Annotated in this window: 17 protein-coding genes; 11 read left to right on the forward strand and 6 right to left on the reverse strand. The window is 63.1% G+C overall.

The window, feature by feature from the left end; translation table 11 throughout:
* Positions 1-23 precede the first annotated feature (23 nt).
* A complete protein-coding gene (locus tag BRW65_RS01490) occupies positions 24-896 on the forward strand; it encodes a hypothetical protein (RefSeq protein ID WP_073870392.1) in 873 nt (290 codons plus the stop codon).
* Here the strand turns inward: BRW65_RS01490 and BRW65_RS01495 are convergent.
* The gene (locus BRW65_RS01495) at positions 893-2002 is read right to left on the reverse strand and encodes a CaiB/BaiF CoA transferase family protein (protein ID WP_073870395.1); all 1110 of its coding nucleotides are present in this window, start codon (positions 2000-2002) and stop codon (positions 893-895) included. The two genes, BRW65_RS01490 and BRW65_RS01495, sit on opposite strands and share 4 nt — an antisense overlap.
* A gap of 38 nt (positions 2003-2040) precedes the next feature.
* Between BRW65_RS01495 and BRW65_RS01500 the strand changes: the two genes are divergently transcribed.
* The 5 genes from BRW65_RS01500 (at position 2041) to BRW65_RS01520 (ending at position 7929) form a co-directional block, all read left to right on the forward strand.
* Positions 2041-3627: an AMP-binding protein gene (locus BRW65_RS01500; RefSeq protein WP_073870398.1), complete on the forward strand. Its 1587-nt coding sequence runs from the start codon at positions 2041-2043 to the stop codon at positions 3625-3627.
* Complete coding sequence (locus BRW65_RS01505; protein WP_244167951.1) at positions 3618-4775, forward strand: CaiB/BaiF CoA transferase family protein; 1158 nt, start codon at positions 3618-3620, stop codon at positions 4773-4775. The genes BRW65_RS01500 and BRW65_RS01505 overlap by 10 nt, the downstream gene beginning before the upstream one ends.
* Before the next feature lie 6 nt (positions 4776-4781).
* On the forward strand, positions 4782-6287 hold the full coding sequence (locus tag BRW65_RS01510; protein ID WP_073870401.1) for a class I adenylate-forming enzyme family protein: 1506 nt from the start codon (positions 4782-4784) through the stop codon (positions 6285-6287).
* Positions 6288-6341: 54 nt separating this feature from the next.
* Positions 6342-6875, forward strand: coding sequence for a UGSC family (seleno)protein (locus tag BRW65_RS01515; protein ID WP_073870404.1), 534 nt, complete (start codon positions 6342-6344; stop codon positions 6873-6875).
* A gap of 196 nt (positions 6876-7071) precedes the next feature.
* On the forward strand, positions 7072-7929 hold the full coding sequence (locus BRW65_RS01520) for a hypothetical protein (protein WP_208611737.1): 858 nt from the start codon (positions 7072-7074) through the stop codon (positions 7927-7929).
* Between the two features lie 202 nt (positions 7930-8131).
* On the opposite strand, the gene BRW65_RS01525 is transcribed toward BRW65_RS01520, so the two are convergent.
* Together BRW65_RS01525 and BRW65_RS01530 are read right to left on the reverse strand one after the other, a co-directional pair.
* Positions 8132-8953 (reverse strand): SDR family oxidoreductase, encoded by an 822-nt coding sequence (locus BRW65_RS01525; protein ID WP_073870407.1) that lies wholly within the window; start codon positions 8951-8953, stop codon positions 8132-8134.
* 310 nt (positions 8954-9263) lie between these two features.
* Positions 9264-10016, reverse strand: a complete 753-nt coding sequence (locus tag BRW65_RS01530; RefSeq protein ID WP_073870410.1) for an enoyl-CoA hydratase/isomerase family protein — start codon at positions 10014-10016, stop codon at positions 9264-9266.
* A 361-nt stretch (positions 10017-10377) separates the two neighbouring features.
* Here BRW65_RS01530 and BRW65_RS01535 point away from each other — a divergent pair, with 361 nt between their 5' ends.
* Both BRW65_RS01535 and BRW65_RS01540 read left to right on the forward strand, forming a co-directional pair.
* Entirely contained in the window at positions 10378-11151 is a 774-nt protein-coding gene (locus BRW65_RS01535; protein WP_073870413.1) for a FadR/GntR family transcriptional regulator, read from the forward strand.
* 104 nt (positions 11152-11255) lie between these two features.
* Positions 11256-12071 carry an acyl-CoA thioesterase domain-containing protein gene (locus BRW65_RS01540; RefSeq protein ID WP_073870416.1) on the forward strand — a complete coding sequence of 272 codons (816 nt, stop codon included), beginning with the start codon at positions 11256-11258 and terminating at the stop codon, positions 12069-12071.
* A 66-nt stretch (positions 12072-12137) separates the two neighbouring features.
* Here the strand turns inward: BRW65_RS01540 and BRW65_RS01545 are convergent, their stop codons facing one another.
* The gene (locus tag BRW65_RS01545) at positions 12138-13037 is read right to left on the reverse strand and encodes an enoyl-CoA hydratase (RefSeq protein ID WP_073870419.1); all 900 of its coding nucleotides are present in this window, start codon (positions 13035-13037) and stop codon (positions 12138-12140) included.
* Between the two features lie 139 nt (positions 13038-13176).
* Complete coding sequence (locus tag BRW65_RS01550) at positions 13177-14313, reverse strand: amidohydrolase family protein (RefSeq protein ID WP_073870422.1); 1137 nt, start codon at positions 14311-14313, stop codon at positions 13177-13179.
* Positions 14314-14472: 159 nt separating this feature from the next.
* Here BRW65_RS01550 and BRW65_RS01555 point away from each other — a divergent pair, with 159 nt between their 5' ends.
* On the forward strand, positions 14473-15723 hold the full coding sequence (locus BRW65_RS01555; RefSeq protein WP_073870425.1) for a cytochrome P450: 1251 nt from the start codon (positions 14473-14475) through the stop codon (positions 15721-15723).
* Positions 15724-15748: 25 nt separating this feature from the next.
* A complete protein-coding gene (locus BRW65_RS01560; protein WP_073870428.1) occupies positions 15749-16528 on the forward strand; it encodes an SDR family oxidoreductase in 780 nt (259 codons plus the stop codon).
* Between the two features lie 197 nt (positions 16529-16725).
* On the opposite strand, the gene BRW65_RS01565 is transcribed toward BRW65_RS01560, so the two are convergent.
* Positions 16726-17538: a hypothetical protein gene (locus BRW65_RS01565; RefSeq protein ID WP_073870430.1), complete on the reverse strand. Its 813-nt coding sequence runs from the start codon at positions 17536-17538 to the stop codon at positions 16726-16728.
* Positions 17539-18076: 538 nt separating this feature from the next.
* Here BRW65_RS01565 and BRW65_RS01570 point away from each other — a divergent pair.
* Positions 18077-19033 carry a cytochrome P450 gene (locus BRW65_RS01570; protein ID WP_244167952.1) on the forward strand — a complete coding sequence of 319 codons (957 nt, stop codon included), beginning with the start codon at positions 18077-18079 and terminating at the stop codon, positions 19031-19033.
* Positions 19034-19079 lie beyond the last annotated feature (46 nt).

The following is a 19079-nucleotide window of genomic DNA, read 5'->3' on the forward strand; positions in this document are numbered from 1 at the left end:
CCACGTCGCCTCGAGGAGCACAGTTGTCCGACGACACGACGATCGATGATCCCCTGTCCCTGCCGTTGATGCCACTGGGCGCCGACCCCGACCATGGCCTGCAGATCTACCAGCACATCGGGGCCGGGTCGGCACCGACCGGCGACGACACCGCCGAGGGCCGATTGGTCCTGCGGCCCGACCTACGGACCGCGACGGGACCGTGGGCGTCGGCGCTGGCGGTCTTCACCCAGGACCTCGCCGGCGTCAATGTGTTTCGGTTCGCCCCATTGCTGGTGCCGGTGCGGGTCGAGGTTCACCTTCGAGGCGACATGGCGAACGAACAAGAACTCGTCGCCAAGGGACGCATCGTCAAGCGATCGAAGAACACCATCATGACCACCGCGCGGATTTATCGCGGGTCTGGAGGCGACGTCCCCGTCGCCTACGGCTCAATCCATTTCGCCACCATGGGAAGCACTCGCGAAACCCCGCTGGGTTTTGCACGGACGCAGGTGACGATTCCGCGACACGAGCCTCCGGATCTGCTTTCCTGGATCGGCGCGACAGCTCGGGAAGACGGCCGCGGATACGACCTCACGGAGGTCAGCGACGGGCTCGTGGAGGGAATTGCGCTCGGCGGAAGCGCGGCACGCGTCGTACACGGCGGGCCACTGCAGATCCTTGCCGAGGGTGCCGCGATGGCGGTCGGTCGAAGCGCCGCCGCCGGCGCCCCCCTGCGCATCGAGGATTTCGCCACGAATTTCTTCGCCCCCGCCAAATCTCTGCCACTGAGCGCGATTGGTGAAGTTGTCATCGCAACGGACGACTCCGTCGACATCCGGGTGGAGGTATCAAATTTCGGCGGTGGAATCGCCTCGGTCTCGGAAGCCCGCTTCCGACGCATCATCGACTAACCCTCGGTCGTCGGCTTGGGCACCTCGGTGACGACACCGACATCGCGCGAGGAATCGCCTGGCGTCTCGGACAGGGTCGGCGCCGCGGCGACCCTCATGGCCCCGCCACCCGGATAGACGCTGCGCCGCGCGAGAACTTGAGGGTGGGAGGCGATCTGGGCCAGGTCCAGTACCGGCGACGCCGTGATCCGGCCCTGGTCGAGCAACCGCAAGGCGTCGCCCGACCCGTGACCCTCGGCCCATCGACACACGCTGTCCTCGAGCTCGTCGGCTCGCGCGATGCGGTCGGCAACCGTGGCAACGCCGTCGAGATCAGTGAACCCGGTCAGCGCCAGCAGCCGGCGCGCCTGCCGGTCCGTCGTCGCCGATACCGCGATCCAACGGTCGTCTGCACACCGGTAGAGGTTGCGCAACGGGATCTCCGGCAACCGGTTTCCCCGGCGCTTCACTGGTTCACCCAAGCCGTCCCATTCGGCGAACACCGGGCCGAGTAATTGCAGTACCGGCTCGTACATCGCAACGTCGACGAGTTGTCCACGCGCGTTGCCGAGTTGCTTCGCCATGCTCGCGGTCAATACCCCGATGACACCGGACATTGCCGTCAGCGTGTCGCCGAGCGGAATCGAGGTAAGCATCGGCGGACCATCCGCCTCACCGGTCAGGTTGGTCAGTCCACCGAACGCCTCAGCCAGGGTGCCGTTCCCCTGCGCAGTAGCCATCGGACCGTCTGCGCCGTAGCAACTCACCACGGCGACGACCAGATCCGGCAGCGCGGCATGCACATCCTTCCAACCGATCCCCCACCGTTCAAGGGTCGCCAAGGAGCTGTTGAATATCGCGACGTCGGCCCAGCCCAACCACGTCCACATCTCGCTCTGCCCGGCCGGAGTCTGCAGGTCGATCCGTCTCGTCGCCTTACCGCGATTGACGTACGTCCACAGCCGCGTGCGGTCCGCCGCAGCCCCCCCGAATTGCCGCAGCGGATCTCCCGCGGGGGGTTCGACCTTGACTACCTCCGCCCCGAAGTCGGCTAACATTGCGCTGATCTGCGGCGCCGAGAGCAGTGTCGACCCGTCAAGCACCCGAAGCCCTCGCAATGCGGTCATACCACCATATAGACTAAATCATTGTGCGGATTAAGCCCATGTCGTCGTCCGATACGGTGATTGATCTGCTGCTTGCCCGCACCGAGGAGCAGCCCGACGCACCGTGGGTCATCTTCGATAACACTCCCGTCACGCGTGCCGAGGCACTGGACAAAACCCTCCGGGCGGCCAGCGCGCTTGCGTCCGTGGGCGTCAAACCGGGCGACAGAGTGGTCACCCTGCTGGGAAATTGTCAGGCCCATTTATGGACCATCCTCGGCTTAGGCGCGCTCAATGCGATCGCGGTTCCCCTTCATTCCGGGACCAAGGGCACCCAACTGCAGTACTACCTCGACGACGCGGACCCCGTCGCGATCCTCACGTCGGCGGCCAACGCAAAAGCGTGTGAACCCTTGCTCGCCGGCCGCCGGACGGTGATGACGGTTGGTGATCCAGCGGAGGGCACACTGGACTTCGACGATCTGCTCGCCGGTTCGGATCCGATCCCGATGCCCGTCAGGCCCAGCGCCCGCGATCCGTTCTCGATCATGTACACCTCCGGCACCACCGGCCCCTCGAAGGGCGTCATAAACCCACACTCACAGCCGATGTGGGCCGCCCGCTATGTCACGGAAGCATTCGGTCATACCAACACCGATCGCATCTTCACCGCACAGCCCCTCTTTCACGCAGCAGCACTCTGGTGGTGCTGCTTTTCGATGCTGTGGGTGGGAGGATCGGTGTCATTGGCGTCGCGATTCCGGGCCGAGAGTTTTTGGCGGGAGATTGCCGATTCGGGCGCGACAAGCCTCAAGGCCGTCATGGCCATGCTGTTGCAGGCCGACGAGGCATTGCGAGACCGTCCCGTGCCAACCCACACAATCGATTTCGCGCTCGTGACGCCCATGCCGTCAACCGCCGTGCAACGTCGCCTGGAAAGCCGGTTCAACCTCCGATTGGCCAGCAACTACGGCATGACAGAGCTGCACGCGGTCGCCGTCCGCAGCCCCGCCCTCGGCGAGGCGAAGCCGGGAAGCGTCGGTCGAATATGCGACCACGACGAAGTCGTCATCGTCGATAACTCAGGGCAGGCCCTACCGGCCGGGTCGATCGGAGAGATCACCGTCCGGCCGCGCGACGCGGGCGCGATGTTTTCCGGATATTGGCACAACGACGAGGCGACCGTGAAGGCATGGCGCGATCTCTGGTTTCGCACCGGCGATCTCGGCTACCTCGACGACGACGGCTTCTTGTGGTTCGCGGGCCGCACGAAGCTGGCCATCCGGCGCAAAGGTGAGAACATCTCCACGAACGAAGTTGAGCAGATTTTGATGACCCATCCGGCGATCGCGCACTGCGCAGTGGTGGGTGTCCCATCTGACGATGGCGAGCATGAGGTCGCGACGTTCATCGTTGGCTCGACGAATAGCCAAAACGGCTTCGAAAGCTCATTTTCCGAGCGCGATGTGGTGGACTTCGCCTTCGCAAACATGTCTCCCAATATGGTGCCGCGTTACGTGAAGTTCCTTGATTCGCTTCCACAAACCGAAACCTTCAAAACCAACATCGCGCTGCTCGCCAGTTGGGCTCGGACGCCCGACACACAAATGTGGGATCGGCACAACGATGGTGAGCCATGCCGATGAGGGGGCCCCTGGATGGAGTTCGCGTCATCGAAATGGCAGGCATGGGCGCCGCGCCGTTCGCCGCGATGATGCTGGCCGACGCCGGCGCCGACGTCCTTCGGATCGACCGCATCACCGACGTCCCTTCGGAGGCCGATCCGCCACCCCGCAAATCCCACCTGCGCGGCAGGCGATCCGTCGCGATCGACCTCAAGAACCCTTCTGCCACAGGCCTACTGCTTGAACTCGTGTCGGCGGCTGACGTCCTGATCGAAGGGTATCGACCGGGCACGATGGAAAGGCTGGGCCTCGGACCGCAGGAGTGCCTGGCCGCCAACCCACGGTTGGTATACGTTCGCGCGACGGGCTGGGGTCAAACCGGCCCGCTGGCACCCCGCGCCGGTCACGACATCAACTACGTCGCGCTGTCGGGCGTCCTACACATGATCGGTCCTGCCGGTGAGCCGCCGGTGCCGCCGGTCAATTTTCTCGGTGACATCGGCGGTGGGGCCTATATCGCCGCGTTCGGCGCCGTGACGGGCGTGGTGTCCAGCATTCGGACGGGCAAGGGCAGGGTGATCGATGCCGCGATGCTCGACGGCGCCTCGTATATGGCGACTATGTTCCACGGCCAATTAGCCACCGGCAGTTGGGAAGATGAACGCGGCGCCAACGACTTCGACGGAGGCGCCCCGTGGTACGGCTGTTATGAGACGAAGGACGGCCGGTTCATTGCCATCGGCGCCTACGAGCAGCACTTCTACGACGAACTGCTCGGCGTCCTCGGCCTTGACTCCGCGGAGCTGCCCGATCGGGCCGACAAGAACCAATGGCCCGCCCTGCGACGTGCCCTCGCCGCGCGAATTCGCACCCGAACGCGTGACGAATGGGAGAAGCTGGCCGACGGAAAGGATGCATGCCTATCGCCCGTACTGTCCATGAAGGAGGCTCCCGACCACCCGCACAACATGGCGCGCGACGCGTTCATGGGAGACCCTCCGGTTCCTTCACCCGCGCCGAGATTCGACGGACACACGGTTGGTTCGGCCACTCCAGCTCAAGCCGGCGCACAATCGCGGTCAGGTCTTCGCGAATGGGGGGTGGCGCACCACCGAATCGAAGAACTCCACCGAGTCGGCGCTGTCATGTCCTTCGGTAGCGGCGAATAGCCTGCAGTGCTCACCTTTCGCCAGGTTCTCGATTCGACGGCAGCGCGGCTTCCGTCGAAGACGGCGCTGGTAGACGGGGAGCGCAGCCAGACGTTCGCGGCGTATCGCCGATCGGTGCTGACGTTGGTCGGGCTTGTGGAGCGTGCCTGCGCACCGGGCGCGCGGATCGGTCTCCTTGGCCGGAATTCTCTCGAACACACCCACGCCTTGTGGGCCGTGCCCTGCGCCGGTCGGATGCTGACGATGCTCAACTACCGATTGCACGAAAAGGAACTTCGCGCAATCCTGGCCGATGCCGGCGCAACCACCGTGATCGCCGGACCCGGCTATCACGAGGTGGCGGAATCGCTTTCACGTGACCTCGAAGTCCTCGATCAGGTGATCACCTACGACGAGAACGGCGAGTGGACCATCCACCGCGGCCCCAAGGTCATGCCTGGATCCTCGAATGAGGCCGAACCGGGCGGCGGATGGATCTTCTACACCTCGGGGACGACCGGCGAGCCCAAAGGTGTTGTTCTCACCCAGTCATCGGTGATGTCGGCCGCGGTATCGTATCTACTCGGCACCGGCCTGGGAGCGCACGAATCGGTGCTGATGCCACTGCCCTTGTGCCACATCGTGGCTCATCTGCTGCCCGGATTCTTTCTCGTCGGTGCGACCGTCGCGGTCGATCCGGATTTCGACCCAGACCGTTTCATGCAGACCTGTCAGCGTCTTGGGATCACGACGTCGATCCTCGCACCGATCATGCTCCGACGTGTAGTTGCTCATCGGCAGTTCGCCAGTCTCGAAGCGCTTCGCAATCTGGGTTATGGCGGGGCGCCAGTGGAGATCGCGACCGTGGCAACCGCACTCGAGGTGCGCCCTCAGATTCGGTTGTTTCAAGGACTCGGGATGACCGAAACCGACGGCACCTACCTGATGCTCAGCCCAGAGGATCACTGGTGCGCGGTGAACGGCGACAGTCAGATTCTCCAGTCTGTGGGCCGGGCCCTTCCATTCGCGCAGGTCCGGATTGTCGACGATCACGGCAACCCGGTCGCGGAAGGCGCTATCGGGGAGCTGGTCGTCAGCGGGCCTCAAATCATGGCCGGTTATTGGGGCCACCCCTCGCTCACCGCCCAGACCCTCGTCGACGGCTGGCTCCGCACAGGGGACTTGGCGCGACGCGACGACGACGGACTGACGTACCTGGCCGACCGCAAGAAAGACATGATCATCAGCGGTGGGCTCAATGTGTACTGCCTGGAAGTCGAGAATGTATTGGCCAAGCACCCCCAGGTCGCCGAGGTGGCCGTCTTCGGAGTCGCCGATGCCGAATGGGGCGAACGTGTGGTCGCGGCAGTCGTTCCTACCGCCGGCGGGCTCACTGAGGCCGAACTGAGAGCCTATGCGCGGGAGTCGCTCGCCGGCTTCAAGATTCCAAAACAAGTGGTCGTGGTGGACGGATTGCCCCGCAACGCCATGGGCAAGGTGCTCAAATCCCAGCTGCGTCGCCTTGTCGGCTGACCCGCCCCGATTCCGCTGTAGTAATACATTTATATAGCTGATACTTTGGAAGCCATGGTGTACGTCTTGGATCCGACCGCCGAACTGGGGGCCGATACCGCGGACCCAGGACCAGATTTGTCCGCACTCAAGGGTGCCATCGTGGGAATCCGCGTGGACATTCTGTGGCGATCATGGGACTGGATCGCGGAGGAATGGGCACGGCTGTTGGAAGCCGATGGCGCCACGGTCGCCTTCTGGCGCGCTCGCGGCAGGACGGGAGACGAAGGCGTCCGGATGCTCGACGAGCTCGACGACTTCTCCAAACGCATCGACGCGGCCATCGTGGGCCTGGGCAACTGCGGCTCATGCACGTCGTGGACCATTCACGATGCGCTGCGAATCGCGGACGCCGGTGTGCCCACCGTTGCGGCGACCACCGCCCACTTCACCGAACTCGGTCACACCCTCGCGCGGCGGGGAGGGCGTTCGGCGTTACGCATCGAAACGCTTCCCTATCCGTTGGATACCCTTCCCGAGGAGCAGGTTCGTGACATTGCAAGGCGACAGTATCGATCGGTCGTGCGGACCCTCGGGGTGCGAGCTTGACTGGCTGACCAGCCAGCGCCACAAAGTCGACGACGACGTCGCAGCCTTCACCGAATTCGCGGGCCGCAACGGTTGGGGCGATGGCCTTCCCCTGGTACCGCCAACCGAAGCCAGAGTCCGCGAGATGATCGCTCGCAGTGGACGTTATCCCGACGAGGTCATAGCCGAGCTGCCGCCACTTGGGGCGGAATGCACCGTGGAGAAGGCGGCGATCAACGCGGTCCTGGCCGGCGCGCCGGCACACTCGTTGCCGTTGATCGTTGCGGCGGTCGAAGCCATGGCCGAGCCTGAGTTCAATCTGTCAGCCTTGAACGCCACCACGGGCTCAGTGGTGCCCGCGATCCTGGTCAACGGCCCGAGCCGAGACTTCTACGGAATTCCCTACGATGCGGGGTGTTTCGGCGGCGTCGCTGCCGCGGCGCCGGCGATCGGTCGTGCAGTTCGCCTCATCATGCGCAACATCGGCGGCCAGCTGATCAATGTCACTTCACAGGCGGTATTCGGTCAACCCGGGCGCGTGTGCGGGATAGTGGTCGGCGAATGGGAAGAGCGTTCCCCGTGGGCTCCCCTCGCCGAGCGTCGAGGCGGCGTGAAGGGCGACGCTGTCACGGTTTACGGCGCGATGGGCACGACCAACATCGCCGACATGGAGGCCGACGACGGGCGAACCCTGCTCGAAATGCTAGGGAAGGGACTCGCACAAGTGGGCGCCAACGGGTTCCTCCCGCAAGCGGCCTTTTCCGAGGTTTTCCTCGCCATCAATCCGACGTGGGCCGACTTGATAGCCCGTGACGTCCCGGCGATCGACGATGTTCAGCAACTGCTTTGGGACGCCGCGGCTTTGCCAATTTCGTGGTTCCCGCCGCGTTATCGAATGGGGATCGAAGCCGTCGGACGATTGCGCGCGGACGGGCGAGTGCACCTGGTCCAGCATCCCGAGGATGTCGTCACGATGGTCTGCGGTGGGTTGGGCAGCCTGCATGCCATGGCGATGCACAGCTGGGGTGACACCCGCACGGTTACCCGACAAATCTCTACTGTCGCAGTTGATTAGGCGTTCGGCCGGCACAGGAGAAGGCGACAGATCACCGTCGGGTTGAGATGGTGGCCCGAACCCGATCGATTTGATCCATGGACTGTGAGAGTCTTGCGGCCCGTGTTGTGGGCAGGAAGGCTCGACAAGATCATGGCGACGAGGAAACGGCACAACCCGGAGCTTCGGTGATTCAGGCGGCGGACGGTCTTGCGCTCCGCCGCTAGGCCAACGCGAATCGGGCCAGGGTCACTACGTTTCTCAGCTTGATCGTTGCGAGAACCCCTCCGTCGCAGGGAATGTCGACCCCAGTGAGGTAGCTGGCCTTGTCGCTGGCGCAGAATGCCAGCACTTCTGCGACCTCCTCGGGCCGGCCGAATCTTTTCAACGCGCCGAACTCCACCATGGCACCCGATCCGGCTTTCTCCTCGAGTCGGCCCATCGCGGTGTCGATGCTGCCTGGAGACACCGAGAGGATCCTTGCGCCACGCCGGCCGAAGCGCTCCGCCTGCGACGCGCAGTACCACGTCACAAAATTCTTGCTGATGGCGTACCCCATCGGCATGATCTTGCAGAGTGCTGTCATTTTCCTCATGAACGCTTCCTCGTCGCGCAGTGCGACTTTGAACCCTCGTGCGGGATTCAGGAAGTTCGGGAGAATGCTCGCAGCCACGGACGCGACGTTCACGATCGCGAAGCCGGGACCGGCGATCGCATAGAAAGCCTCGTTCACGTGCACCGTACCGAGGGCGTTGACCCTGATGATCTTCTCATGGGTGGCCATGCTGGGGCTCAGGCCCGCGGTATGGATGACCGACTTTACTGCCCCGAGCGCTGTTGCAGCGCTGACCAATCGCGCCACGGATTCGATGTCCGTAACGTCGCACACCACGGTCGTACATGGGATGCCGACGGCGTCGAGTTGGGTTGCCGCCGCGTCAAGGGCCTTCTGATCAACGTCGCTGATGACGATCGAATGGTCTCGCCCGAGGATTTTGCCTGCGGCGAGTCCCATACCCCCGGCGCCGCCGGTGATCACACTCACTGGATGAGTCAACGGCCCCTCCGTTCAAAGCGCTGCGCGAATGCGGCTTTCGGCAGTTAACGGGGCGATTACCCCAAGGCGAAACTCGGAATTGCTTGCGAAGGCCTGCCGCCAAACGATGCTGACATAGCGGGGAGGAATTGTCTATTGCCTTTAGGAGTCAGCCGCGTTGGCGTCGCACCTTTTCTAGCGTCCCACGCGTGCCCCAGCCGAACCGGACGCGGCTTCCTACCCCCTAGGCCGACTCCCGACTGCTGTTCGACGATTCTCATACGCGCCGGGCCAATTCTCGGGGTCCTGACATCGGGATTCACGCCTCCGGGCGCGGAGCCATCGGGCTGTTCAAGTTGCCTAATACGGTGTAGGGCAGAGCGGCGTCAAGCGCTGCCGTGCGACCGCGATCCAGCGACTCCCAGATGGCACGCACAGTACCTTGAACGGCAAGTGGGTCCAGACTGGCCAGTGTCATCGCAATCTTGTTCGCCCGGTCCTCGAGTTCGTCCGATTCGACGATCTCTGCGACCAACCCAAGCTCGCGCGCACGGTCGGCGGTCATCCTCTCGTCACTGCCCATGAGTGCAAGCTTGAGCACCTCACCCAGCGGTAATCGCCGGGTGAGCAGGATCGGCTCCAGCACGGCTGCCAGCCCGACCGAGACGTGGGGATCGAAGAAGCGCGCACCGGGTTCGCAGATGATCAGGTCGGCCTCCCCCAGCAGATAGAAGGCACCCCCGGCGGCCATCCCACGCACCGCCGCCACAATAGGCTTGAACACACCATTTGCCTTGGGGCGCAGTAGGTCTCCGGGGTCGCGCCGATGCCATGGATTCGTCGATAGCGGGACACCCTCCTTCATGTCGACGCCGCTGCAGAACGCCCGATCGCCGGCGGCGCGCAGAATAACCGCCCGGATGCCGTTGTCGTCACGAACCCGCTGCCAGACAGCATGGACTTCCTCACACATCAACTGATTGAACGCGTTGAGCCGATCGGGACGGTTGAGCGTGACGGTCGCGACACCGTCAGCCGCTGCGTACTGGATGGTCTGATAATCAGTCGACATTTCGGGTCACGCCGCCGGCCGGTCGCCGTTGGCCATAACGCCCCTTTCTTCGTCTAGATGATATAGCGGTATTGATCTCATGCACTAGGCTCCCGTCTGGCCGGGCCGGTAGCGCGACCCCAAGATCATCGACGGGGCGCCTTGCCCGCGCCGGGCTTGGCGGCTACCGATTGGGGACCGCGACCGCGGTCGGAACGCGGCACCGGCCGGCACGGATGCGATGTGCCGCAGCTGTGATCACTTGATCATTGTGATCATGCATATGGTCTGAAGGATGAGCCGGGTCAGGCCCCCCCATCGGGATGGCCGGTCGCTACACTGATGGTGGCATTCGAATGCCCACAATAAGGAGTTTGGCACGATGGAGTCCCCGTCACGCAGTGCGGTTGTCGGCGCCGCGCCCATCCGCGCCCCGAAGGTCGCCGACCTGGTGGCGGCGACCTTGCGTCGGCAGATCGTCCGCGGCGAGTTGGTCGAAGGTGCGATTCTGCCTAACGAGAACGAGCTCATGGAGCAGTTCTCGGTGTCACGACCCACACTGCGTGAGGCATTCCGTGTCCTTGAATCCGAGGGCTTGATCAGGGTGATGCGTGGCTCCAATGGAGGCGCCCGAGTGCAGCGGCCCGAACCCGCTGTCGGCGCCCGGTTTACCGCACTCCTGCTCCAAATGAGGGGTGCCACGCTCGAGGATGTGCAGCAGGCCCGGATGGTGCTCGAACCCGCTGCGGTCCGCATGCTCGCGGAACGTCCCACCAAGAAAATAGTCACGACATTGCGAGCCGCGGTCGCGGCGGAAGAGGCTGCGGCTGACCGCCCGATGCAAAACGCGCTGGCGTCCGTCCGTTTCCATGACACGATCATGGAGCTTGCGGGAAACGTCACCCTTGGCGTGCTATCCGGGATGCTGCACGAGATCGTGGAGAGCATGTACACCTCGGCGGCCGATGCCGGCAATCCCACAGACAGACGCACCCGCCTTCTCCGGGGAATCGAGACACACCGTAAAGTCGTCGATTTCATCGAGGCCGGCGATGCCGAGGGCGCCGAGAAGCACTGGCGCAATTACCTGGCCGCCTCTGGGCGCTACCTCTACTCTGTCATCCCGGCTAAGTCCATCGTCGACTTGCTGCAGTAGGTTTCGGACCTAGCGCTGGCGAACGGCCGCGGCTGTTCGCCAGCCACAAGCAGATCTCGACCGTCAAGACCGCCGCTCAACAATGGGTACTCGAGGTGACTTCCATGGGCACGACCGAGAAATCGTCCGGCTACTTCATTCGTGATGACGACGACTTCGTTCCCCAACCGGTGGCGCGGGGACCTTGGGGCGACACGATCAGCGGTCACACCGTAGGCGGCTTGCTTGCATGGGCGGTCGAGGAAGCGTGCGGCGATCCGCTGCTGCGGCCGTCCCGCTTGACGGTGGATCTGCTGCGGCCAGCGGCCATGGCGCCGGTTCGCCTGCGGACCTGCATATCGCGACGGGGCAAGCGGATCATGGTCGTCGATGCCGAGCTTCTTCAAGACGGGGGGCTGGTGTCCAGGGCGAGTTCGGTGTTCTTGCGGCACGGAGACCGACCTGACGGCGATGTGTGGGCGGCACCGCCGGCACGAATGCCTCCGATTCCGGATCCGCACTCTACGCGCGGCCGACAAGACCCGTCGTTCGAGCTTTGGTGCTATGGGCCGAGTTCGGAATCCACGGAAGCCGGCGATCCGACTATCGTGTGGGCCCAGAATCGGGCGCAGAAATTTGCCTGGGTGCGCGAGACACATCCGCCGGTCGACGGCTCCGCGCTGACGGCCTTCGCCCGGGCAGCGCTCGCGGCAGATGTGACCAACGGCCTCACCCACTGGAGCACGCAGGGTCTGTCCTACATCAACGTCGACTACACGGTCGCACTCAGTCGCCAGCCAGAAGGCGAATTCATCGGCCTGGCATCGGAGGACCACCAGGGCGCCGACGGTATCGCCGCCGGTGCGGCCACCTTGTTCGATGAACACGGCCCATTCGGAAAGAGCATCGCCCTGGCACTGGCGCAACCAATTACGTTGTAGCAAGCCGCAAAAGCCGCGGTCCTCCCAGCTCGAATGCTCGCTACGCCGTACCCGGTGCGTTGACTCCTACACGTTGTCTCGGCTGATCACCCGGGTCGGCCCGGCCGTTCGCCAATCCTCAACGTCGGGCGGCAGCGCCACGGGGTATTTGTTCTCGTTGTGGACACTCCAGTGCGCGTGTCCGAGTTGGTGAATATGGAACCCGTGCTTGAGCGCCTCGGTAAATCCCATCGCGTCACTTGCCGCATTGACCGAATCCTTCACCAGCAGCGCGGCCATCGTCGGCAGTTTCGCGATGCGCCTGGCAAAGTCGAGCGTCTTCTGCTCGAGATCTTCGCGCGGAAAGACCTTGGAAACCATCCCGAGGCGATGAGCGTGCTCGGCGTCCAATGAATCACCGGTCAATAGAAGTTCTTTCGCCAGCCGAGGTCCGAATTCCCAAGGGTGGGCATAGTATTCCACGCCGGGCATGCCGAGCCTGACCGCAACGACATCACTGAATCGGGCATCATCGGAAGCGACGATGAGGTCGCACGCCCAAATGAGCATCAAGGCAGCCGATATCGCATTCCCTTGCACCTGGGCGATTGTGACCTTGCGGAGATCGCGCCAGCGGCGGGTGTTGTCGAAGAAGTAATGCCACTCCTGAAGATATAGGCGTTCGACGCCTTCTCGACCGCCCGCACCCCGCATACGAAAGCTCTCGTGTTGATCGGGTCCGGGCTGACGTTCCAGCAGAGATGCTTCGGTGCCCATGTCGTGGCCAGCGGAGAAGTTGCGTCCGCGCGCCGCAAGGATGATGACGCGAACATCATCGTCGGCTTCTGCCCGAAGGAACGCTTCGTCGAGCTGGACGAGAAGGGTGCGATTCTGCGCATTGTGGGCATCGGCCCGGTCCAGCCAGATCCTCGCGATCCGCCCATCGTCGAGCGCTTCGTAGGTCACGAACTGCGGTTCGCCTCCCATTGGCGGCAGCCTCCGTTTTCGTCGTCAGGCGCGGTGGGCGCCATTCTCCAATTCGCTCGGCGCATCACTCTGATTGCGGGGAAAAGATTTTCGCCGCCCAATGGGGCAACGCGCGGCTGGCGTCGCTCACTCGTATCGGCTACTGGGCTGGTATGGGTTGACTGAGAAGTTTCTGGTCAAAGCCGAAGAGTTCGGCGGCATTGGTGCAGAACACCTGGGCCGCGATGTCGGGGTCGAGGTTGAGATCGACCGTCAGGCGTTTGACGATGTCTCGCGAGTGGGGGTAGGTGCCCTCTTCATGGGGATAGTCGTTACCCCACAAGATCGACTCGGCCCCGGTGAACGGGATGTTGTGCAACGCCACCGGGTCGTCTTGAAATGTCGCGTGAACCTGACGGCGGATGTAGAAGCTCGGCGGCTCCGGCAGCACCGGATTGATCCACGGCTTACCGCCGTGGCTGACGTCGTAACGCAGGAACGATGTCGTGTAGAAGTCGATGGTCTGCATTACCCATCCCAGCCATGCCGCATTGTATTCGACGAATACGACGTGCAGTTTTGGATGGTTTGCCAACACACCCGAGGTGGCCAGCAGCGCCGCGGCGCGCGGGCCTTCGCTTTGGGTGGCCAACAAACTGGCCACCGCGGCGCCGGGCCCACGGTGATACTGCATCGAATGACCGGTGCCCTGATGCATCACCACCGGCAAGCCGGTCTCCTCGATCGCCGACCAGAGCGGCTCCCACTGCGGGTGATTCCAGCCCGGGCCGGGCCGTGAGACCGTGGGCAGCATCATCGCACCCAAGCCGGACCCGGCGATGAACTGGACCTCGGCCAGCGCTCCTTCCACAGACCACGCCGGAACCAGGCCCGCGCATTTGAAACGGGGGTCGCGCCCCAGGCCGTCGGAGATGAATTCGTTGTAGACGCGGCATGAGGCTTCGCCGCCCGCTTGATCGTCGAGCATCCACACATACAGTCCGATGGTTGGGAATATGCACTCCCCCGCGACTCCCTCGTGACGCATGATCTCGTAACGGTGCCTGGGGTCCAGCATTAACAGGCGATGCGCCTCGTCCTCGCCGGCCTTGGCCACGTGTTGACCCTCGAGGATCAACGACCAGTTGCCGTCGTCTCCAGCCTGGATCCCCCGCATAGCTTGCGTACGCATCGACGCGGGCAGGTTCTCACTCCACAATTCCCGCGGCTCGTTGACATGACTGTCCGCCGAGATCTTGCCGGTGTCCACCGCCACCGACGCCGCCATCGCGGTCATCGGATCACCCCTTTATGCCGTCCGAGCGTTACCGTATAAACATATACAGGATAACACTATTGCCCTATCATCCAAGGCTGGTGCCCGGCTTGGCCCGGCAGACGGTCCGCGATGACAACGACCTGCAAGTTCCGCCCATCAACAAGGGGAAGCAGTTAGATGGCAAAACCCAACATTCCACCGGGGTTCGACGCCACCGACGCGGCGATCTACGCCGAACGGTTGCCAATCGAAGAATTCAAAGAGCTGCGCAGAGCAGCACCCATCTGGTGGTGTGAGCAGCCGCTAGGTGATGCGGGCTTCGATGACGGTGGCTATTGGGCGCTCACCAAGCACAAGGACGTCAAGGAAGTCTCGATCCGCAGCGACGTGTTCTCGTCGTTCGAGAAGGGGTCGATGCCCTGCTTCGCGCCCGGCACAGTCAAGGAGTCCATCGAGCGCGGCAAGTTCGTCATGACAAACCAGGACGCACCAACGCACACCCGCCTGCGCAAGATCGTCTCGAGGGCGTTCACCCCCCGCGCCATCGAGAAGCTGCGCGGTGAACTCGGCCAGCGCGCTCAGGAGATCGCGAAGGCGGCCGCGGCGGCGGGCTCGGGCGACTTTGTCGAACAGGTGGCCTGCGAACTCCCTCTGCAAGCGATCGCCGGGTTGCTCGGGGTGCCCGACGAGGACCGGAAGAAGGTCTTCCACTGGTCGAATCAGATGACCGGCGATCAAGACCCCGAGTTCGCCGACAACGACGCCATCAGCGCGTCCACCGAGATCGTCATGTACGCCCTACAGATGGCCGCGGAGCGTGGCGAAAATCCGCGGGAGGACATCATCCAAACGCTCCTGCGGGCGGACATCGACGGCCACAAGCTCACCGACGACGAGTTTGCCTTCTTTGTGATACTGCTGGCCGTGGCGGGCAGCGAGACCAGCCGCAACTCCATTACGCAGGGGATGATGGCTTTCATCGATTTTCCGGACCAGTGGGAGTTGTTCAAGGCGCGGCGCCCGGCCACCGCGGCCGACGAAGTCATCCGTTGGGCGACACCCGTCAACTCCTTCCAGCGCACCGCGTTGCAAGACTACGAACTGTCGGGTGTGACGATCAGGAAGGGCCAGCGGGTGGTGATGTTCTACCGCTCGGCCAACTTCGACGAAGACGTCTTCGACGATCCCTTCACCTTCAACATCTTGCGCGACCCCAACCCGCACGTCAGCTTCGGCGGCACCGGTGCGCATTACTGCTTGGGTGCCAATTTGGCTCGCATGACGATCGACTTGATGTTCAATGCCATCGCGGACCATATCCCCGACCTGGCGCCGTTGGCGAAGCCCGAGCGGCTGCGGGCCGGCCTGATAAACGGCATCAAGCACTGGCACGTGGACTACGCGGGCAAATGTCCTGTCGTGCAATGACTCTCATCGCTAGAATTGATCGACCATGCGGGTAATTGTCGTGGGAGCTTCTAGCGGTCTCGGCCGATGCATCGCCATCGGTCTCGGCAAACGCGGTCACCAGATCGGACTGCTGGCGCGGCGACATGACCGCCTGGTGTCGACGGCATCTGAAGCCGGCGATGGGGCCGTCACGGCCGTGTGCGATGTCACCGACGCAGATTCATGCGGGCGCGCCATTGCAGAGACCGTCGAGCACCTCGGCGGCCTAGACGCACTCATCTACAGCAGCGGCATCGGCATACTCGCACCGCTCTCTGACATGAGCTCGGATCAGTGGGCGAAGTTGTTCGCCGTGAACGTGACAGGCGCTTCGCTGGTCACAGCGGCGGCTGTACCTCACCTCGCGGCGAGCGCGGGGTCCGCCGTCTACTTGTCTTCCCTGAGCGCGTCGTTCAGCACTCCGTGGCCCATGCTCGGGGCCTACGCAGTAAGCAAGGCGGCTCTGGATAAGTTGGTCGAGGCATGGCGGATCGAGCACCCCGCGATCGGATTCACCAGGCTCGCAGTCGGGGACAGCTCGGGTGGCGAAGGTGATTCACGCACCGAGTTCAACAGCGGCTGGGACCCGGTTCTCGCCGATACCGCTATCAACTTCTGGCTGGAACACGGGTACATGCATGGTGGACTTGTGGACGCGGAGCACCTAACCGAGATCATCGATGCCGTGATCCGTTGCGGCAACAGCAGTTTCATTCCTTCCTTAACCCTCGCGCCTCGGCCCTCCGGTTTGGTCGAAGAGAGACTAAGATCAACCGACGGGTGAGGAAAAAGCGCAATGAACGACCGGGCTTGCCCCCGGCAAACGACAGGGCCGCGCGAGCGCTTGCGCCTGGTAGCTGCCAGTCGACAGTCGGGACTCGCCAGCCCTCGCGAGATCGCCGATCAATCCGGGCTGGCGGGCAAAGCGACGCCTTCCGCTGGTCGCCGCGGATCCGATCGTGCAACTAACTGAAATGCGCGCTAGGTGGCGCTCGCTTCAGCGGTTCGGCGGACGGGATCGTCAGTGGTACCCACCGACGCCAACGCGTCTTGCCGGATCAGATAGGAAAGCAACCTCACGCACAGGGGCACGGTGATCAATGGTGCGACCATCCACGGAATGTTGACCAAGATGATCTTCACGGTCAGACCCCAGAAGCCTTGCTGTAGGTGGACTAAGCCGAACCGAATCTCCGAGACGTAGTAGATCACGCACACAGCCACCATCAGAGACACGGTGAACAGACTCCACCACAGCGCATTGATCCGCGTGCGGTCATCGGCGTTGGCATTCCGCAAGCGGAGGAACTGAACCAGCATGCTGATTCCGCCGGCCACCGCTACGACCTCCATTGCCCACAGAGATGGGTCACTCTCGAGGTAGCGAGTATCGGCGAACCCGTAGAACGACCAGTAGAAGCCCCAAGGGTCGTTCCCGGTGAAGTTCATCCACCCGAACAGATCGCCAACGAGCCACGGTAGCTCCCAGGCGATTTCGCTGCCAATCGCGGTGATTGGAAACCAGACGAGGATGAATTCGTAGGCCTTTTCCAGTTGAGTCCGACTCTCGCCGGGAGCATCACGCCACGCGACGATGGGAGGTGTGAAGATCGCCGGAATAAGCAATGCGGTCATGATGAAGCCGGTTGGTTCCAACGGGAAAACGCCGGCGCCGACCAACAGGATGCACGCCAGTACAAGGAGTGTGGCCCATGCAGCGCACGCGGTGTAGATGCGCTTGCGCTGCTGCGCTATCGGTCTGCTGAAGTCGTGCTTACTTTCCCGGCTCACCATTGGGCCTGGCCCCCAGTTTTCATACAGCGAAACTAAATTATAGATAGGATTCGGGATCCTATCAATGAGACGGTTTGCAGCACAAGGCTGCGTCTCGACCGGATTGCAGCCCAGCCGAACCGCATTCGGTTCTGATCTCCACAACATCGTGACGGCTTCGGATCGCAACTAAAGCGGACCACCTCGGACTCACGCCGGACGATGCGATGCGTCCGCTCGCGCCAACCCGATGATAGCGTTAGATGATTTATCAGATTGCCAGAGATGGTGAGGCTACGCCGAGGAAGGGATGGGTCAAATGGTCTCTGCCGCTCTCCGATGGGACCCCTTCGACCGATCGCTGCACAAGAATCCATTCCCAGTGTGGAAGCGACTGCGCGATGAGGCGCCGGTCTACTACAACGAAGAGCACGATTTCTACGCGCTCAGCCGGTTCGCGGACGTCGTCGAGGCCTCCCTGGATCCGGGAACTTTCTCATCGGAACACGGTGTCACCCTGGATGCGATCACCGCCGAGCCCTGGGACCCTCCGAGGGCGATGATCATGATGGATCCGCCGGAGCACACCGCGATGCGGAAGATGGTGAACCGCACCTTCTTCCGAAGCACGGTAGCAAAGCTCGAAGGCCGGGTGCGGCAGTTGTGCCGTGGGTACTTGGACCGATTCCTGGATATGGAGGGATTCGACTACGTCCGTGACTTCTCGATGAAGCTGCCAGTCATGGTGATCAGCTCCATGCTCGGCTTCCCTGAGGAAGACCACGACAACCTGCGCGAGTGGTCGGACGCGCAGATTCACCGCGACGAGGGAACCGTGGAACTATCCGATCACGGTCGCGAGAGTCACATGAAGCTGATGACCTACTACCACGAGCAGGTGCAAGCGCGCCGCGCGGACCCCACCGACGACATCGTCAGCGATCTCATGGCCGCCGACTTGATACAGCACGGACGCGAAACGCGCCGACTGGACGACGGCGAGCTCCTGGTCTTCATCGCTTTGGTCAATCTGGCCGGTAATGAAACCGTCGCTCGCCTGCTGGGTTCGGCCGCACTCACTCTTGCACGATATCCGGACGAACGAGCGAAGCTCGTGTCCGATCCAAGTTTGATAGGTAACGCTGTCGAGGAGATTCTTCGATTCGAAGCGCCCTCGCCTGTGCAGGGCCGGTACTCAATCCGAGACGCCACCTACCACGACACCACCATCCCGGCGGGGGCTCGAGTCGCACTCATCACCGGCTCGGCGGGTCGCGACGAGCGCCAGTACGACAATCCCGACGTCTTCGATGTCCGGCGAACCGCCCTTCGTCATATCAGCTTTGGGCACGGCGCGCATTTCTGTCTAGGCGCGGCGCTGGCTCGATTGGAGGCCAGGGTGGCGTTAGAGGAGACCCTTTTGCGATTTCCGACGTGGGAGGTCGTAGAGGACGAGGTCGAATACGTGCACACCAACTCTGTGCGCGGTCCCGCTAGCCTCCCCATTCACCTGTGACGGAGCAGATCAGCCGAACGCGCCGGCAATCGCACCGACTCGGAAC

The organism is Mycobacterium paraffinicum (assembly GCF_001907675.1).
GTDB classification, from domain to species: domain Bacteria; phylum Actinomycetota; class Actinomycetes; order Mycobacteriales; family Mycobacteriaceae; genus Mycobacterium; species Mycobacterium paraffinicum_A.

Bases quoted from the DNA above. Each gene is read 5' to 3' on its own strand.
- BRW65_RS01495 (WP_073870395.1), bottom strand. From the start codon at position 2,002: ATGACCGCATTGCGAGGGCTTCGGGTGCTTGACGGGTCGACACTGCTC.
- BRW65_RS01500 (WP_073870398.1), top strand. From the start codon at position 2,041: ATGTCGTCGTCCGATACGGTGATTGATCTGCTGCTTGCCCGCACCGAG.
- BRW65_RS01505 (WP_244167951.1), top strand. From the start codon at position 3,618: ATGCCGATGAGGGGGCCCCTGGATGGAGTTCGCGTCATCGAAATGGCA.
- BRW65_RS01515 (WP_073870404.1), top strand. From the start codon at position 6,342: ATGGTGTACGTCTTGGATCCGACCGCCGAACTGGGGGCCGATACCGCG.
- BRW65_RS01530 (WP_073870410.1), bottom strand. From the start codon at position 10,016: ATGTCGACTGATTATCAGACCATCCAGTACGCAGCGGCTGACGGTGTC.
- BRW65_RS01535 (WP_073870413.1), top strand. From the start codon at position 10,378: ATGGAGTCCCCGTCACGCAGTGCGGTTGTCGGCGCCGCGCCCATCCGC.
- BRW65_RS01540 (WP_073870416.1), top strand. From the start codon at position 11,256: ATGGGCACGACCGAGAAATCGTCCGGCTACTTCATTCGTGATGACGAC.
- BRW65_RS01545 (WP_073870419.1), bottom strand. From the start codon at position 13,037: ATGGGAGGCGAACCGCAGTTCGTGACCTACGAAGCGCTCGACGATGGG.
- BRW65_RS01550 (WP_073870422.1), bottom strand. From the start codon at position 14,313: ATGACCGCGATGGCGGCGTCGGTGGCGGTGGACACCGGCAAGATCTCG.
- BRW65_RS01555 (WP_073870425.1), top strand. From the start codon at position 14,473: ATGGCAAAACCCAACATTCCACCGGGGTTCGACGCCACCGACGCGGCG.
- BRW65_RS01560 (WP_073870428.1), top strand. From the start codon at position 15,749: ATGCGGGTAATTGTCGTGGGAGCTTCTAGCGGTCTCGGCCGATGCATC.
- BRW65_RS01565 (WP_073870430.1), bottom strand. From the start codon at position 17,538: ATGGTGAGCCGGGAAAGTAAGCACGACTTCAGCAGACCGATAGCGCAG.
- BRW65_RS01570 (WP_244167952.1), top strand. From the start codon at position 18,077: ATGATCATGATGGATCCGCCGGAGCACACCGCGATGCGGAAGATGGTG.